The 18,262-nt window shown below is 41.9% G+C and carries 15 protein-coding genes; 11 read left to right on the forward strand and 4 right to left on the reverse strand.

Going from position 1 to position 18,262, the window contains the following annotated elements; translation table 11 throughout:
- Positions 1-191 precede the first annotated feature (191 nt).
- Genes M8998_RS15370 through M8998_RS15380 form a run of 3 tightly spaced genes read left to right on the forward strand, consistent with a single transcriptional unit; the run spans position 192 to position 2,683 of the window.
- A complete protein-coding gene (locus M8998_RS15370; protein ID WP_249994411.1) occupies positions 192-1,220 on the forward strand; it encodes a D-alanine--D-alanine ligase in 1,029 nt (342 codons plus the stop codon).
- Between the two features lie 33 nt (positions 1,221-1,253).
- A complete protein-coding gene (locus tag M8998_RS15375) occupies positions 1,254-2,144 on the forward strand; it encodes an N-acetylglucosamine kinase (protein ID WP_249994423.1) in 891 nt (296 codons plus the stop codon).
- A gap of 23 nt (positions 2,145-2,167) precedes the next feature.
- A complete protein-coding gene (locus tag M8998_RS15380) occupies positions 2,168-2,683 on the forward strand; it encodes a glutathione peroxidase (RefSeq protein WP_249994424.1) in 516 nt (171 codons plus the stop codon).
- Positions 2,684-2,801: 118 nt separating this feature from the next.
- Here M8998_RS15380 and M8998_RS15385 read toward each other — a convergent pair whose 3' ends face one another.
- A complete protein-coding gene (locus M8998_RS15385; RefSeq protein ID WP_249994426.1) occupies positions 2,802-3,467 on the reverse strand; it encodes a TetR/AcrR family transcriptional regulator in 666 nt (221 codons plus the stop codon).
- Positions 3,468-3,531: 64 nt separating this feature from the next.
- Positions 3,532-4,797, reverse strand: a complete 1,266-nt coding sequence (locus tag M8998_RS15390) for an aminotransferase class I/II-fold pyridoxal phosphate-dependent enzyme (protein WP_249994428.1) — start codon at positions 4,795-4,797, stop codon at positions 3,532-3,534.
- Positions 4,798-5,446: 649 nt separating this feature from the next.
- On the opposite strand from M8998_RS15390, the gene M8998_RS15395 reads away from it, so the two are divergent.
- Positions 5,447-5,746: a hypothetical protein gene (locus M8998_RS15395; RefSeq protein ID WP_249994429.1), complete on the forward strand. Its 300-nt coding sequence runs from the start codon at positions 5,447-5,449 to the stop codon at positions 5,744-5,746.
- Between the two features lie 686 nt (positions 5,747-6,432).
- On the opposite strand, the gene M8998_RS15400 is transcribed toward M8998_RS15395, so the two are convergent.
- Together M8998_RS15400 and M8998_RS15405 are read right to left on the reverse strand one after the other, a co-directional pair.
- Complete coding sequence (locus tag M8998_RS15400) at positions 6,433-6,852, reverse strand: hypothetical protein (protein ID WP_249994431.1); 420 nt, start codon at positions 6,850-6,852, stop codon at positions 6,433-6,435.
- Positions 6,853-7,017: 165 nt separating this feature from the next.
- Entirely contained in the window at positions 7,018-9,570 is a 2,553-nt protein-coding gene (locus tag M8998_RS15405) for an ATP-dependent Clp protease ATP-binding subunit (RefSeq protein WP_249994432.1), read from the reverse strand.
- Positions 9,571-9,743: 173 nt separating this feature from the next.
- Here M8998_RS15405 and ettA point away from each other — a divergent pair, with 173 nt between their 5' ends.
- The 7 genes from ettA to ccoS all read left to right on the forward strand — a co-directional run bounded on the left by ettA (position 9,744) and on the right by ccoS (position 18,198).
- Positions 9,744-11,426, forward strand: a complete 1,683-nt coding sequence (gene ettA, locus M8998_RS15410; protein ID WP_249994435.1) for an energy-dependent translational throttle protein EttA — start codon at positions 9,744-9,746, stop codon at positions 11,424-11,426.
- Positions 11,427-11,434: 8 nt separating this feature from the next.
- The gene (locus tag M8998_RS15415; RefSeq protein ID WP_249994438.1) at positions 11,435-12,628 is read left to right on the forward strand and encodes a PAS domain-containing sensor histidine kinase; all 1,194 of its coding nucleotides are present in this window, start codon (positions 11,435-11,437) and stop codon (positions 12,626-12,628) included.
- A gap of 1 nt (position 12,629) precedes the next feature.
- Positions 12,630-13,679, forward strand: coding sequence for a response regulator (locus M8998_RS15420; protein ID WP_249994441.1), 1,050 nt, complete (start codon positions 12,630-12,632; stop codon positions 13,677-13,679).
- Positions 13,680-13,806: 127 nt separating this feature from the next.
- Positions 13,807-14,259 carry a Rossmann-fold NAD(P)-binding domain-containing protein gene (locus M8998_RS15425; protein ID WP_249994444.1) on the forward strand — a complete coding sequence of 151 codons (453 nt, stop codon included), beginning with the start codon at positions 13,807-13,809 and terminating at the stop codon, positions 14,257-14,259.
- Complete coding sequence (hemN, locus tag M8998_RS15430) at positions 14,249-15,619, forward strand: oxygen-independent coproporphyrinogen III oxidase (RefSeq protein ID WP_249994446.1); 1,371 nt, start codon at positions 14,249-14,251, stop codon at positions 15,617-15,619. Before M8998_RS15425 ends, hemN begins: the two co-directional genes overlap by 11 nt.
- A 23-nt stretch (positions 15,620-15,642) precedes the next feature.
- On the forward strand, positions 15,643-18,030 hold the full coding sequence (locus M8998_RS15435; protein WP_249994448.1) for a heavy metal translocating P-type ATPase: 2,388 nt from the start codon (positions 15,643-15,645) through the stop codon (positions 18,028-18,030).
- Between the two features lie 12 nt (positions 18,031-18,042).
- Positions 18,043-18,198 (forward strand): cbb3-type cytochrome oxidase assembly protein CcoS, encoded by a 156-nt coding sequence (gene ccoS, locus M8998_RS15440; protein WP_249994451.1) that lies wholly within the window; start codon positions 18,043-18,045, stop codon positions 18,196-18,198.
- Positions 18,199-18,262: the final 64 nt, after the last annotated feature.

Here is an 18,262-nt window from a genome sequence, read left to right on the forward strand (position 1 = left end):
CATATCAAGTGTCATTTCTTTATGTTATGTATTTGTAAGTATTAGGTTAATTAATTGTTTCTAGCCATGCCAACTTAGGTGATGGTTGTGTAATTGTTTTCTATAGATGGTGAGAATAATTATGATGTAGGGTACACGATAAAGTATTTATATTTGTCTTTGGACAATATCCTAATCATACCATCAATACAATGAAGACAAAAGTTGCACTTATTACAGGCGGATATACAGAGGAGGCGGAGGTTTCTTTTAAAAGCTCGGCATTTGTACATTCCAAATTAGATGCTGAACGATACGAGGTATATCCGATATCCATCATGCGAGACCAATGGTTTTATGTTTCGGAATCTGGAATGAAGGTGGATGTAAATAGGCATAATTTCTCTATTACTGTAGAAGAACATATTATCACGTTTGATGTCGCTTTTATCGTTTTGCATGGTAGCCCAGGTGAAGACGGGCGCTTACAAGGCTATTTTGACATGATCGGCCTGCCCTACACCAGTTGTGATGCCCTCACTTCTGCATTAACCATGAATAAAGGCTATACGAAGGCCGTTTTATCCGGTATTCCAGCGATGCACTTGGCCGATTCAGTACTTCTTTTTGCTGGAGATCGCCAAACGGCGGCACAGCAAGTGAAAGAGAAATTATCGTTGCCATTTTTTGTAAAACCAAATGCAGGAGGCAGCAGCATTGGTATGACGAAAGTTAAAACCCTCGAAGAACTCGATGCGGCCATTGCTAAGGCCTACGATGCGGCTCATACCGGGCAGCAGGTATTAGTAGAAGAATTTATCGAGGGTCGCGAGTTTTCGCGGGGTATCTTTCGTAATGAACAGGGGGATTTAGTTGTGCTCCCCGCTACCGAGGTAATCACTACCCGGGAATTCTTTGATTACGAAGCCAAATATATTCCTGGGTTGACCGAAGAAATCACTCCCGCAGATCTTACAGAAGAGCAAAATGTGCTCAGTGCCCAGATCATTCGGGAGGTCTATCGCAAATTGAATTGTCGCGGAATGGTGCGGGTCGACTTCTTCCTACAGACGCAAACCGAGAACTTCTATTTTATTGAAATCAATACAACACCAGGGCAAACAGCACAAAGTTTTATTCCGCAACAAGTGCGTGCTTTTGGAATGACTGAGACCTCTTTTTACAGCCAGATCATTGAGGTTGCTTTACAAGCTGCAAAAGCAAATTGCTTAGAAAAGTAGTATATTTGAGGAAGTGGATACCAATAATAACGTATGATTTTAGTAGCAGATAGTGGTTCGTCGAGTTCAGAATGGATGTTGCATCTTCCAGATAGCAATCCGTTGTCTTTTCGAACAAAAGGATTGAATCCCTATTTTGTAAGTGAGAAAGAGATTGCTCGTGTGCTTGGCGAGGTGCCCGAAATTATTCCGTACATCTCAGAAGTGCACGAAGTCTATTTTTTTGGTGCAGGTTGTTCCACGCCGGATCGACGCGAAATTGTTTCTAATGCACTCTCAGAGATATTTCCAGATGCCTTTATTTCCGTAGAAACCGAATTGATGGGCACAGCTTATGCTACGTTGGGCACACAAGAAGGTATTGTGTGTAATATTGGTACCGGATCAGACATGAGTTTCTTCGACGGTGACTATTTATCTCCCAGTCTGCATGGTAATGGTTACGTGTTGGGTGATGAAGGTTCGGGTGCTTGGTTTGGTAAGCAACTAATTTTGGATTTTTTGTATGGAAACATGCCGCGTGATGTGGCTAAGCTATTTGAGGAGCAATACCATGTCACCAAAGAAGTTGTGGTCAAAAACGTTTACCAAAAAGACCGACCAAATGCTTATCTAGCGTCCTTTGTGCCCTTTATGGACGAAAATAGATTGAATTCCTACATAGATACTTTACTGCGAAACGGCTTTGATGAGTTCGTTCGTACGCATATTATGACCTATCCAAACTACTGGGATCATGAATGCAATTTTGTCGGACGAGTAGCCTTCCATTTCGATCTTCAACTGCGTGATGTGTGTGAATTACATGGCGTAAAGGTAGGACGGATACTCAAAAGTCCGATCAAGCCACTTTTTGAATTTGTGATACGTAGGGAGATGGAGAACTCCACCGCCGCGGCCAATCTTGGTACTGAATTTGATTAACTAATTTTAAAAATACAAACAATATGTTACAGATGTTATTGATTTTTACGATGCTTATTCCGTCGTCCAGTGTGTACGATTATAGCATAAAGACTATTGACGGTAAGGAAGTTAAACTTTCTGATTTCAAAGGTAAGACATTAGTGTTGGTAAATACAGCCTCTAAATGTGGGTTTACTAAACAATACAAAGATTTACAGGCTCTGCATGAGCAGCATGGTGATCAATTAGTTATTATTGGCTTCCCTTCGGATAACTTTGGCGGGCAGGAATTGGATGAAAATGAAGACATTCAAGCCTTTTGCGAAGAAAACTATGGAGTTACCTTTATTTTGTCGGAAAAGGTTGATGTAAAAGGGGACAAAGCAACACCATTGTTTAAATACCTGACGTCTGCTCCGAATTCAGATTTTACTGGTGATATTAAATGGAACTTTGAAAAGTTCGTTATTAATCCAAATGGTCAGTTGGTACATCGTTTTAGATCTGCCGTATCACCTTCAGATCAAGAATTTCTGACAACTGTGTTACCTAAGTAAACAATAGAGGGGACTTATCCATAAAAAAGGGTTGACTGCGAATAGTAGTCAACCCTTTTTTATGGATAAGAACGTGTCGTAATTTATCTGACTTTAAATTTTAGATAAATATAAATATCTATGCTGTTGGCGGCGTGATGTCTACACTGTCGTACGTCCATTTAAGGATTAGTTTAACGGCGTCTTCAATACGCTTCATACCATCCTCCGTTGTTAAATCAATCTCACAAAATAGGCTATCTGTATTTTTAGAGTGTAGTACCAGATAATATATCCCGGCAACCAGTATACTGGAGATTGCTCGAAGATCTAATTTATCAGGCCCGATTTCTCGATCTGCAAAAGCAAAGAACAAAGCGCTCATTTTTTCTCGCTCTTGCGTAACTTTAGACATGATGTCACTTTTTTCACTGATCTGCCATAAAACTACTTTTTGCATCTCCTGATTTTTCGCAAACTCCTTCATTTGATTCGTCAGCAAAGACTCGAGAAAACCCTTGGATCCCTCTTTAGGAGACTGTCCAAAGTATTCCATGGCACCTACAGTAGCGGCTACCCAGTAATCTTTGTCTTTGATATACGTTTCTACGAGGTTCTCAACCGATCCAAAATACAGGGTTACGAGTTTACGATCCACGCCAGCTCTTCTAGAGATATTAGCGATGGTCAATCCGGTATAGCCTTTTTCTTCTAGAACTGACCCGACAGCCATGACGAGCTTTCCCATTGTCCGCTCTTTATCGTTTTTTACGCCGCGGTAAGTTTTTCTTTGTTGTTTAGCCATTATTACTTATCTACCTATTCAAAACTAGTTATTTATATCCGTAATAGGAAAGAAAGAAAATCATTTAGCGTAATTTTTTTAAGCTAATTTTCTTTCCTATGTCTTCTAAAGCATTTAAAGTATGATCCAGATGTGCTTTTGTATGTGTCGCCATCAAGCTTGTGCGAATTCTAGCGTCTTTTTTCGCTACGCCGGGATAAACAATGCAGTTGGCATACACCCCTGCGTTTAGCAGTAATTTAGCGATAGTAGCGGTGCGATGTGGATCTCCAATCTTGATCGGAATGATTGGTGATGCGGTATCGCCAATATCTACCCCCAAGGTTTGTAGTCCATTTCGGAAGTAAGTCACGTTGTCGGATAGTTGCGCACGCCAGTGTGGTTCTTCATCTATCAAATCGATTGCCTTCAGTAAACCATAAGTAGCTGGGGTTGATGTAGATGAAAATACTTGCTGCCTTGACTGGTAACGCAAATAATTAATTATATCTGATGATGCAATTATAAATCCACCAATATGACCGAAAGCTTTGCTCAATGTGCCTGAAATGATGTCTACATCCTGCAAAGCATCGAAAACTTCAATCGCCCCGCGTCCTGTCTTGCCTAATACACCAATACCGTGTGCGTCATCCACCATTAAGTATGCGCCATAAGATTTTACCAAGGCCTTGATCTCATCTAATTTAGCTAAGTCTCCATTCTGTGAATATACACCATCAATAATGACGAGGCGCGTACGGTGCGTTTGTTTGGCTTCTGCTAATGCACGTTCTAAATGTACCATACTGTTATGTGGAAACCGTTTGGTCGTTGTATTTAGGAGCCCCTCATAAACACTAGCGTGTACTTCCATATCTACTATCGCACAATCTTCCGGTTTTAATAGTGCTAATAATGTTGAACTGTTGGTTGTGTATCCCGTAGTAAAGACGATACTGCTACCTAAGGGTTTTCCGAAAAAAGAAGAAAGTTTATTCTCCAGCATCACATGATACTCATGATGCCCACCGATCAATGGTGATGCACCAGCACCTGTGCCGTACTTCGTGATGCCATCGATAGCGGCCTGTTTTATTTTTGGATGCTGTGTAAAATTCAGATAATCATTGGATACAAGACTAACACAGGAAGTCGGCTCTTTTAAAAAAGGTGAGGTTACAGTTACCACCGGTCCGGATCCTTGGGTAATAAAGCGGAAATTCATCTGCTCATTAGTCTCCATATAGTCTGTAAAATCTTTGAAAATCTTTGCAGTAGCGGCTAGATCAAGGTTTGGAATGTTTTCAAATTCCTTGAAGGTGGCAGTTTCAAAATTAATTGTGTTCATAAATAATGTGGTCTTGGTATAACATTCTTCTCTTGCAAAATAGCTAAAATTTGTTACGTATTAGTACATGTAAGTTGTTATGAATATATTTTTGGTCTTAGCAACTCTTTTGGTGTTAAGATTCTTGAAGTTACCTCAAGAGCTTTTATCGTCGCGAATTTCCTTAAAATAAAATAACATTCGCGTATCTGCTCATAAGTGTAAACTTATCAATCTATTAGCTATGTGCTGTGACACCGAAGATCTTGTATTTGCGTTGCAGCTTTGTATTAATAATCTTATTAAAGAATGAAGGTTCACCCTAATAAATGCTGTTATATATCTATTTATTAACACTAATCTAGTATTATTGGGTCTAAAGTTCTGGAATGATAAATATTGTAGTTAAATAATACACCTCCGTTTTCAGCTTCTTAACAGTAGCAGAATAACTCTAAAATTCGTGTGCTCTATTTATAAATAGTTGAAAAATACGGTGAAGTAGGTTCATTATAAAATTGGAGATAGCTGCTATGGATATTAATAGATAACTTATAGTTTACAAAATGAGTCGCTAATATTTGATATTGTTTTTTTTAATTAATTTATTTGATAATATTAAGAAAATTATTTAGTATTTTTGGATATTATTAATTTAAAAAGTAATAAAATGAATAAAATTGTAATTTTGTTGATTGTGTTGGGATGCATTTCATTTACGGCATGTGAAAAAGAGGAAAGATATGACCCTGAAATCCTCCACGAACAAACATTGGAACTAAACGGTAAAATCTACGAAGTCGATTTTTTAAAAAGAGGATTGTCCCGACTGCTAGGCATTCCAATTGAAAAATTAGTCTACGATGAGGTTTTGAAGGTTTTTAGACATATTGATTTTGCGGCTTTGCTGGATCCAATAGATTATATTGAAGATATTGAAACCATAAAAAAGCAGGGGTATGAATTTTAAATTTTATTTAACCATTATATGGCTTTCCTTCACATGTGCATACGTAAATGGTCAGCCGATACAGCCAATTCAATTCAATTTCTCACCCAGTGTTTGGAACGCATCAACGAGGACGTTAACATTAAAACGTACCGGTCCGTCGAGTTACCTTACTTTTGTACAATTAAGTAGAACGAATCTACCTGAATAGACAGCTGGGGGATTAAACTTTAACGCTGAAGTGGAGGCGTTTGGAAAAAATAAAAATAGCACGGAATTCATTAAAATTAGTGGCGAAATAAAGTTTACAACATCTGATTTCATAGAATTTTCTTCCGTTACTGAAGTTAAGTATCCTTACTTAAATATTCCGGCCGGATTTATAGATGAAGAAGGTGGAGATGTTATTGTCAGGTGAAGATTATTCAAACAAAGTTATCCTTCTCCTTAAAATCCAAATCGTTGATTCCTCTATCCGGTCGTTATCTTTGAAATAGTTTAAGATCTAAAATTCGCCTGAAGACTGAGATGTAATCCGGTCGCGAAATGACAGTGGGTTAAATTTTATAATAAAAATTAGCCTTACGTTTATGATCAAACGTAAGGCTATTAATATCGTTAAACAGTTGATAGATTATCATCTATTACTGCTATATGCAACAATTTTATTTGTTTAGCAACATACTTATTGCAGGTTTTTTTAAAAATTAGTTACCTACTGAAGCATCAGTTAACACGATTTTTGCAACTTGTGTTGCTGGGACAGATCCATTAGTAAATACCGTAAAAGTAACACGGCCTACCGCGTACCGAACATCGTAGGTGCGACCATCGACTGTTCCGGGAATATTAAAAAACTCATCAATCCCATTACTAGTTCTAGTACCTATAGATACACTTACATGACCGTCCTCAAAAGCTACCTGATCCAATTCTGGAAGAGCAATTGTTTGTTCGAATTCGTTAGGACGTCCACTAACTGGTCTCCAAGCAGAGCCACCAAGAAGATCTTTGTAGAAGCTTAAACCAGGCAAAGATTCGTTGTTTGTAATATACTCTTTTGTGCAGGAGTTGAAGGACAGCATAGTAGCAGATGCTATCACTAAGGCTAATAAAATTCTTTTCATGTTTAGTTATTTGTTTTTAAATGTATTGCTATGTTATCTCTTTATAGGTGTTGTATTTCTGTATAAGACTTACAAGAAGTATTCAGGGTTTAACCTCTTCTAACAAAAATTTTGCCACAAAAAAGGAGCGCTATCATCAGCGCTCCTTTTTTGTGGCAAAATAGATTATTTTTTCTTATCCGGCTTATCGGATTTTACATCATCATCTTCTTTGGTGGAAGATGCTTTTGCTGAAACCACGATTTCCGATTTCTCTTTATCAAACTCCACCAAGATGGTTTCGCCGCTTTTCAAATTATCCCTCAGGATTTCTTCCGCAATTGGGTCCTCCAAGTGCTTTTGAATCGCTCGTTTCAACGGTCTGGCACCAAAGTTAGAATCATATCCTTTTTCTGCTATGTAATTTTTAGCATCTTCAGACAATTCAATGGTATGGCCCAAGTCGGATATTCTTCCAAACAACGAACGTAACTCGATATCAATGATTTTAAAAATATGCTCTTTCAATAATGAGTTGAACACGATCACATCGTCAATTCTATTCAGGAACTCCGGTGCAAAAGCTCTTTTCAAAGCGGTCTCAATAACGCCACGAGAGTGTGAGTCTGCTTGGTTTTCTTTTGCAGAGGTGGTAAAACCAACACCCTGTCCAAATTCCTTCAACTGCCGTGCGCCAATATTGGAAGTCATGATGATAATCGTATTTCTGAAATCGACTTTCCGACCTAAACTATCCGTGAGCTGACCTTCATCCAATACCTGCAATAGGAGGTTGAATACATCCGGGTGTGCTTTCTCAATCTCATCCAATAGCACCACAGCATAAGGCTTACGACGTACTTTCTCTGTTAATTGACCACCTTCTTCGTACCCAACATATCCTGGAGGCGCACCCACTAATCTGGATACGGCAAATTTCTCCATGTATTCACTCATGTCCACCTGAATTAAGGCATCCTCGGTGTCAAACATGAAACGCGCCAATTCCTTGGCTAATTCCGTTTTACCGACACCTGTAGGACCTAGAAATACAAATGAACCGATTGGTTTCTTTGGATCTTTCAACCCTGCACGTGTACGTTGAATAGCTTTAACTAATTTTTGTACCGCTTCGTCTTGCCCAATAATACGGCCTTTCATCGACTCGCCCATATTGAGTAGCTTCTGGCTGTCCGTCTGGCTGACGCGCTGTACAGGAATGCCCGTCATCATCGCGACCACCTCCGCTACATTATCTTCCGTTACGGTGTGGCGCGTGGTTTTCGTTTCTTCTTCCCAAGCAGCTTTTTCGCGTTCCAGCTCTTCGATCAGCTTTTTCTCTGTATCTCTCAACTTCGCAGCTTCTTCGTATTTCTGACTGCGTACGACTTTATTCTTCTCTACCTTGACCTCCTCGATCTTCTCTTCGATGTCAATGATGGTTTGAGGTACATGGATGTTCGTCAAGTGCACACGCGATCCCGCCTCATCCAGCGCATCAATAGCCTTATCCGGTAAGAAGCGATCGGTGATGTAGCGTGTAGTCAAAGACACACAGGCATTAATCGCTTCATCCGTATAGACCACATTGTGATGTTCTTCATATTTGTCTTTAATACGGTTCAAGATTTCGATCGTCTCGTCATGGCTTGCCGGTTCGACTGTCACTTTTTGGAAACGTCGGTCTAAGGCGCCATCCTTCTCAATGTATTGACGATACTCATCTAGCGTGGTGGCACCGATACATTGGATCTCTCCACGTGCAAGTGCAGGCTTAAACATGTTAGAAGCATCTAGTGAACCAGAAGCTCCGCCAGCGCCGACAATGGTGTGGATCTCGTCAATAAATAGGATAACATCCGGCGATTTTTCCAATTCGTTCATCACCGCCTTCATGCGTTCTTCAAATTGGCCACGGTATTTCGTGCCCGCTACTAAAGAAGCGAGATCAAGCGTTACCACGCGCTTGTTGAAGAGCACACGTGATACCTTACGTTGTACGATGCGAAGTGCTAGACCTTCTGCAATGGCCGATTTACCTACACCGGGCTCGCCGATTAGAATAGGGTTGTTCTTTTTACGGCGGGATAAGATTTGAGATACGCGCTCGATCTCCTTTTCCCGACCAACAATAGGATCTAACCTGCCTTCTTCCGCAGCCTTGGTTAGGTCACGTCCGAAATTGTCCAGCACAGGAGTCTTAGACTTAATGTCGGAAACCTTCTTCGGCTGCGCGAATTGTGCATCGTCTTCCGCGAAATCATCATCTCCGGGAGGCGTACCTGCCGCTTCGCTCGTCACATCAGGTTTATTCTGGGCAAGCTCATTTTTGAACAGCTCATACGTAACCTGATGTTTATTTAATATCTGTGAGGCAATATTGTCTTCATCGCGCAATATAGCCAACAGTAAATGTTCTGTTCCAATAATGTCGCTCTTGAAGATTTTAGCTTCCAAATAAGTGACTTTAAGAACTTTTTCTGCCTGCTTTGTTAGCGGTACACTGCTAATGGGAGTGCGGGACATTGAAGAACCTTTAACAGCTTCTTCAATGGATTCACGCACGGCGGCCATGTCCAATCCAATGTTTTTCAAAACATGAATTGCTACACCATCCCCCTCACGTATCAATCCCAACAAAAGATGCTCCGTGCCGATATAGTCATGACGAAGACGCAGGGCTTCCTCCCGACTATACGAGATCACATCCTTTACTCGTGGTGAAAATTTAGCTTCCATCTATAAACCTTTCTAATTTTGTACTATCGTAAATGTAAGTAAAATAACAAATAACCCTTACGTTAATGTTTCAATAAATTTATCAACAATCGCGCCACCGACCCGAAGGGATCAAAATGGCAGTAATTGACTTCAAATCGCTATATTTGTCTGAAATAAGTTACTATTTTGCTATGTCAGACGAAAAAATAATCTTCTCGATGGCAGGGGTCTCCAAGATCTATCCGCCATCCAAGCAAGTACTCAAAAATATCTATTTATCCTTTTTTTATGGAGCCAAAATCGGGGTGATCGGATTGAATGGTTCTGGGAAATCATCCCTATTAAAAATCATCGCCGGATTGGACAAATCCATACAAGGTGAGGTGGTTTTTTCGCCCGGTTATTCTGTAGGTTATTTGGAGCAAGAGCCACAGTTAGATCTGGAAAAGACCGTGCGCCAGATCGTGGAGGAGGGTGTTGCAGAGACGGTAGCGGTCTTGGCAGAGTACGAAGAAATTAATGAAAAATTTGGTCTTCCAGAGGTCTATGAGAATGCCGATGAGATGGATAAATTGTTGGAGCGCCAAGGGGTGCTGCAAGATAAAATCGATGCGAGCAATGCATGGGAATTGGACAGTAAATTAGAACGCGCGATGGATGCGCTACGTTGTCCTGACCCTGAAGCAGTAATTGCCAATTTGTCAGGAGGTGAACGCCGCCGAGTGGCACTTTGTCGTTTATTACTGCAAGAGCCAGATGTTTTATTGCTCGATGAGCCCACCAACCACTTGGATGCAGAATCTATTGACTGGTTAGAGCAACATTTAAAACAGTATCAAGGTACGGTCATTGCGGTTACCCACGATCGGTATTTCTTGGATAATGTAGCAGGCTGGATATTGGAATTGGATCGAGGAGAAGGTATTCCGTGGAAAGGTAATTACTCGTCTTGGTTAGATCAGAAAGCTAAACGTTTGGCACAGGAAGAAAAGCAGGAGACCAAACGCCAGAAAACATTAGAGCGTGAGCTGGAATGGGTACGTATGGCTCCAAAGGCCAGACACGCTAAATCTAAAGCACGTTTGCATAATTATGAAAAACTAGCCTCTGAAGAGACACAGGATCGGGAAGCAAAATTAGAGTTATTTATTCCGCCGGGGCCGCGATTGGGTAATGTCGTCATCGAGGCCGATCAGATTTCAAAAGCCTATGGCGATCGTATTTTATTTGAGAATCTTAGTTTTTCTCTTCCACCTGCAGGAATCGTGGGAATTATTGGGCCGAATGGCGCTGGTAAGACAACGCTTTTCCGTCTGATCACCGGACAGGAGCAGCCGGATACTGGTACGTTCAAAGTCGGTGAAACCGTTGCCTTGGGCTATGTAGATCAGATGCATCATGATCTGGATGCCGAAAAATCAGTTTGGGAAAACATTACCGATGGCAATGAAAACATCAACCTTGGAAACAAAGCCGTTAACTCCAGAGCATATGTGTCTAAGTTCAACTTCAATGGTGCAGATCAGCAGAAGAAAGTGGGGGTACTATCTGGAGGAGAGCGTAACCGCGTACATTTGGCCATTACCTTGAAAAAAGGATCCAATGTACTATTGCTGGATGAGCCTACAAATGATATCGATGTGAATACATTGCGTGCATTAGAAGAAGGTTTGGAGAATTTTGGTGGTTGTGCTGTCGTCATCTCTCACGACCGTTGGTTTCTGGATCGGATCTGTACGCATATTTTGGCATTCGAAGGCGATTCTCAGGTGTACTTCTTCGAAGGTAACTACACCGAGTATGAGGAAAATCGGAAGAAGCGCTTAGGCGATGTGGCGCCGCAGCGTATTAAGTATAAAAAACTAGTGAAGTAATCTTTGCTGTGGATAACGCAAAACTATTAGAAGCGATCATCATAAACGCTATTGATGGTATTATTACCATCGATAGCCGTGGACTGGTCGAATCGATCAATCCTGCTGCATTAGCCCTATTTGGCTATCGCACAGAAGAAGTAGTAGGACAGAATATTAGGATGCTGATGCCAGAACCCGATCGTGGAAAGCACGATTCCTACATACAAAATTATGAACGTACAGGCCACGGCAAGATTATCGGCATAGGAAGAGAGGTGTTGGGCAGAAGGAAGGATGGTACTACATTTCCTTTTCGCCTGGCGGTGAATGAAGTATTTTATAAGAATCGTAAAATATTTACAGGTTTTATCCATGACCTTTCGCGAGAGAAAGCTGCCGAAGATCAATTGCGGCAACATGTCATGGGGTTGGAAGAGAAAGTGCGCGATCGTACCAAAGATCTGATCAGCTTGGTTTCCCAATTGGAGGAGGCAAAGCAGGAGGTGAGTATGTCGCTGGAGAAGGAAAAGGAACTCAATCAGCTCAAGTCTCGTTTTGTTTCCATGGCTTCTCATGAATTTCGTACGCCCTTAAGTTCAGTACAGCTTTCGGCTTCGCTGATCGACAAATACATGCAAAAGCCAGATTACGAAGCCGTAGCCAAACACACTACCCGTATAAAAGGCTCTGTTCAATTGCTCAATACCATTTTGAACGATTTTCTATCGCTGGAGAAGCTGGAGGCAGGTGTGGTGCGTGTGGAGAAGCGTCTCGTCAATCTGGTGCAGTTGGCAGAGGAAATTACAGAGGAAATGCAGTTGATCTGTAAAAAGAACCAGTTGATTGTTTACCAGCACACCGGTTCGGAAGGCTCCTTTCCATTAGACCCTCATCTGCTAAAGAACAGTATTATCAACCTAATTTCCAATGCCATTAAGTATTCGGGAGAAGATACGTACATTGAATTTTCTACCGAAATCAATGCACATCAATGCGTCGTCACGGTCAAAGACAACGGTATTGGTATTCCGCAGGAAGAGCAGCAAAGCTTATTTGAACCCTTTTTCCGAGCACACAATACCGGCAGCATTCCCGGCACAGGCTTGGGTCTTAACATCGTAAAACGATATGTAGAATTGATGGATGGCACGCTAATGTATTGGTCAAAATTACATCACGGCGCATCCTTTAGCATGACCTTTTCCGAAAACAATACATAACATGACAGCAAATAAGAAGGTACTAATCATTGAAGATCATGTGGAGATTCGAGAAAGCACTGCCGAAATTTTAGAGCTTACGGGTCATTATCATGTCCTGACTGCAGCTCATGGTCGGGAAGGAGTGGATCTGGCATTGGCACAGGTGCCCGATCTCATTTTATGCGATATCATGATGCCAGAGCTAGATGGTTATGGTGTATTGTATATGTTGGGGAAATATCCCGCCACTAAAAACATTCCTTTCATCTTCCTTACGGCGAGGACGGAACGCGCTGATATCCGTAAGGCGATGGAAATGGGGGCAGATGATTACCTGACCAAGCCTTTTGACGATGTTGAATTGCTTAATGCAATCGATGTTCGGTTGAAAAAGAGAGCGCAATTCTCGGATAAGGTCGTTGCGGAGCAAAAGGATGATTTTGCACAAGAACTTCTATTGGATCAGATGGTAGGAGAAGCACGTATTAAGCGCGTAAAGAAAAAGCAAATGCTTTATGAAGTGGGCGATATACCTTACTTTATCTATTATGTGCTAAAAGGTAAAGTACGCACCTTCCTGAGCTATGTTGATGGTAGGGAGCTTTCTACAGCTATCCTTACGGAGCAGCAACTTTTTGGCTACGAATCTCCCTTGCTCAATACGGTCTATAGCGACAATGCGGTTGCTTTAGAAGATGTCGAAGTGGCGCTTCTTCCCAAAGAGGCTTTTTTTGAAATGATGTACAGAAAGCCTGCTTTAGCGGCGCAGGTTATCCGGATGCTTTCTGGGAATGTACAACTTAAGGAGAAGCAGATGTTGGGCTTCGCTTATGATACTGTGCGCAAGCGCGTAGCCAACGCATTGATTGAGGTTGCCGAAAAAACGGCTCCTCAGCAGGATCAATGTATCATCCGTATCTCTCGTGAGGATCTCGCCGCATTGGCCGGTACGGCCAACGAAACGATTAGTAGAATGCTGGCCGACTTCAAAGACGAAAAATTAATCAGCAAAGACGGCAATGCTATTGTCATCACATCAGTGCGGCAACTTCAACGTATAAAACAATAGCGATTTTTTAGGTCACCAATAGGTGACGAAGATCATATTTTTTGCTGACGTACTGCATCAGCGCACCTCTTCTTGTCCGGTATCTTTGTTCGTAGTTGTTTATCATCTAAATATACCGAACAAAGATATGAGAGTTATTGCCTACAGTATATTGGAGCAGGAGAAAGAGCTGCTCACCAAAGCCAATTCAAAAGTCCACGATTTTACGTTCATTTCCAATCCATTGACTACAGATACCATGCATTTTGTGGAAGGTAAGGAAGTAATTGTTATCTCTGATCGGGATGTGCTGGATCGACAATCATTGGAAAACCTTTACTCCCTTGGCGTGAGAAGTATTATTACGCGTAGTACCTCCACAACCCATATTGATCTCCTTGCGGCAGGCATACTCAAAATGCATGTGGCTAATACCCCTTTTGCTAATCAAACCCCTGATGGTATAGCAGCTCAGGTCGTACAAAATTTGAGTAATTGGATGGCTGGCGGTTGCGCCGGAAAAGCATGCCAATGCCGCATGGATTGCGCGAAAAAAAGCCATGATGAAATACAGAAAGGAGGACTAACCGATGCCCAATAATCTAAATCAGCTCATCGATAAATATAACGTTAGCACACCACGATATACCAGCTACCCCACCGTACCTTGTTGGAATGAGGCCGGTTTTAGCACACAGGGGTGGATTGGTCAGTTGAAGAAAAATTTTTACCGTGACCCAACGCAAGGCATCAGTATCTACATTCATCTTCCGTTTTGTGAAAGTTTATGCACGTATTGTGGCTGCAATACCCGTATTACCAAAAATCACCAAGTAGAGGAGCCATATATTAACGCGTTGATTCAAGAATGGCGACTGTATCGTTCAATTCTTGGTAATCAAGCGTTACATATTAAGGAAATACATCTCGGCGGCGGTACGCCTACTTTTTTTGCGCCAGAAAACTTGCGGCAGCTTATTGCTGCGGTGCTAGAAGGCAACACGTTAGATGAGAATCCGTCCTTCTCGTTTGAAGCACATCCTGCGAATACGTCTGCAGCGCATCTTTCCATGTTATATGAGGTAGGGTTTCGTCGTCTAAGTTTGGGTATTCAAGATTTTAATCCCGACGTGCAGCGTGTTATCAATCGTAAACAGACCATAGAAGATGTTCGAGGCGTGATGGACCAAGCCCGTTCCATTGGATATACATCGATCAATTTTGATTTGATCTATGGTTTGCCCTTGCAGACGTTACATTCTGTATTCGACACGTTAATGGTTGCGCTATCCATGAAGCCAGAACGAATTTCTTTCTATAGCTACGCACATGTGCCCTGGATCAAGCCCGGCCAAAGATATTTTACCGAACAAGATTTGCCGGTAGGCAAAGAGAAAATGGATTTGTATAAATTGGGTAAGGCCATGATCGTAAAAGCAGGATATAAGGAAGTGGGGATGGACCACTATGCCTTACCGGGAGATTCATTGCTATTAGCCGCAGAAAATGGTAAACTGCACCGTAATTTTATGGGTTACACAGACAATTATACCCCACTATTAATAGGTTTGGGCGTATCTTCCATTAGCGATGCCTGGTCGGCTTATGCCCAGAACGTGAAAACCGTGGAAGAATATTACCGTCTATTAAATAAGGAGGAGTTGCCCATAATGCGTGGACACTTATTATCTACAGACGATGAGCAATCGCGTCGTTATATCTTAGAAATGATGTGCCGCGAAAAGGCTATATTAGATAAAAACGACGTGTACAAGAACGATAAAATCCACAAACGTCTCTTGCCCTTAAGAGCCGATGGGCTGGTGCGTATAAAAGGAGATGTAGTGACAGCTACGCCGAAGGGTAAAGCATTTATCCGAAATGTTTGCACTGCTTTTGACGAATACCTTCATCATGAGGAAACAGAGGCATCGTCCGTTCGATTTAGTCAAGCGGTCTAGGTTGTTAAAAAAACGTACTCTCCATGTCTTCTGAAATACACATCGACCAAGCATGCTATCATTGTGGAGATAGCATTGGCCCGGTTCCATACGGATTAGCAGGTCGACAATTTTGTTGTCTGGGCTGTCAGACAGTCTATCAAATTATGCATGAGAATGGGATGGATAGTTATTATAAGTACAACGCATTCCCCGGAAAATCTCAACGTAGTACTCCAGCTACTGATTTGACTTATCTTGATGAGCCAAAGATTGTCGCACAGCTGCTAGATTATATGGATGAGCAGCGATCCATAATTACTTTCTACATTCCAGCGATCCATTGTAGTTCCTGTATTTGGCTCTTAGAGCACCTTTATCGTATTCATAAAGGTGTCTCTCGCGGACAGGTTGATTTTATGAAAAAGCAGGTTAGTATCGTTTTCGATCACGCAATCATCAGCTTACGTGAGTTAGTCGTATTGCTCATTTCGATAGGATATGAACCCAAAATCACGTTGCAAGATGTGGTGCAGGAAAATAAAAAGGTGGATCAACGAGATTTGATTGCAAGAATAGCGGTAGCAGGTTTTTGCTTTGGCAACTCCATGATGCTGAGCTTTCCGGATTATTTTGGAATGTCTTCTTTCGAAAAAACCTATTCGCATTACTTTGGCTACCTCAATCTACTATTAGCATTACCGGTATTTTTGTACAGCGCATCCGGCTATTTTACCTCCGCCTGGCACAGTTTAAAACAAGCGCGTTTGAATTTGGACGTTCCCTTGGCTTTAGGGATTTTAGTGCTTTTTCTACGTACCGCAGTCGAAGTATTGCTCCACACCGGTCCGGGGTTTGCCGACACCTTATGTAGTTTGGTGTTCTTTATTCTGATTGGTCGTTGGGTGCAACAACGTACCTATCACCACTTGTCTTTCGAGCGGGATTATCGTTCGTATTTTCCGGTTGCAGTTACCGTGTTGCATCATGGAGACGAACGAGCTATACCTTTAGGAGAACTAAAGATTGGAGATCGAATCTGGATTCGGCACAATGAAATTATTCCAGCCGATGCCATCCTCTTGAAAGGAGAAGGCGCCGTTGACTTTAGTTTCGTTACCGGAGAATCCAAGATCATTCATAAAGGATTAGGGGAGATGATTTATGCTGGCGGGCGGCAGATGGGGGAGGCGATGGAGCTAGAGGTGATGAAACCGGTATCTCAAAGTTACCTGACTCGACTTTGGAACAATGACCAGGATGAAGCGCAACCAAAAGAATACCGCACTTTTGTTGGATTTATCAGTAAATACTTTACGGTCGGTTTGGTATTAGTCGCCTTATCGGCTTGGGTATATTGGTGGTCGCTCGGCAACACGTATTATGCTTGGGCGGCACTGACAGCGGTGTTGATTATCGCTTGTCCTTGTGCTTTGGCATTAAGCTCGCCATTTACGTTGTCGGCGGCATTAAGCATTTTTGATAAGAACCGATTTTACCTCAAGAATGCAAGTGCTATAGAACAAATGGCAGCGATCGATTGCCTGGTGTTTGATAAAACCGGCACCATCTCGTCACCCTCCTCTGCGCGGATGCGGTGGGAGGGCAGTTTATCCGATGAAGAAGCCATAGCGCTTGCTTCTGTATGTCGGCATTCTTCGCATCCGCTAAGTCGTCAGATTGTTCAATACCTAAATAAAAAGAGTTATATAGGAGTGGATGCATTCGAAGAGATCGCGGGACAAGGGATCACAGCCCAGTGTGGCGGCTTGCTGCTAAAAATAGGAAGTGCTCGTTATATAGGTGCGAAAGTTAATGCAGAAGGCACGGTGGTTTATGTGCAAATTGATGGAGACGTGAGGGGAATTTTTCAGGTAGAGCAATCTTGGAGACCTAATTTAGGGGCTATTTTACAGCGTTTGTCGCCAGACTACGAATTGCATTTATTATCTGGAGATAATGAAAGACATCTTTCGGAAATGACTTTGCTTTTTCCAGATCATGCTAGCTTACTGTTTAATCAGCATCCTGGAGATAAATTACAAAGAATTTCCGATTGGGAACAGGAGGGGCGGTGTGTGGCTATGATAGGTGATGGACTTAATGATGCAGGGGCATTGCGAAAAGCACACGTAGGCATTGCTGTGAGTGACGATATCAACAACTTCTCTCCAGGATGTGATGCCATACTAGATGGTGCTAACTTTAATCGTCTACCAGACTTCTTCCATTTTGCAAAGGATGCGGTTTGGGTGATTCGCTTGAGTTTTGGTATATCGATCCTTTATAATGTCGTGGGCTTAAGTTTTGCGGTGCAGGGTACCATGTCGCCCTTGTTCGCTGCCATTTTGATGCCGCTAAGTACAGTAACTATTATTTCTTTTACCAGCCTAACCACACGTTGGCTAGGAAAACGGCGAAAACTTCTCTAAAATTTACATCCTATGGGGATCATTTTCTTACTAATTGGTTGTAGTGCATTGGTTGCTGTATTCTTTTTAGGTGCTTTTTTCTGGGCGAATAAAACAGGTCAGCACCAAGATACTGAAACGCCTGCCTACCGAATACTATTCGATGATGAGGTGGATGAAAAGCATTAGCTGATTTTCTTTCAAAAAAATCTCCTTGTGGATAAGGCAGTTAGGGAGTGGTAAACATGAAAAT

Origin of the sequence: Sphingobacterium sp. lm-10 (assembly GCF_023554555.1) — a bacterium.
Lineage (GTDB): Bacteria > Bacteroidota > Bacteroidia > Sphingobacteriales > Sphingobacteriaceae > Sphingobacterium.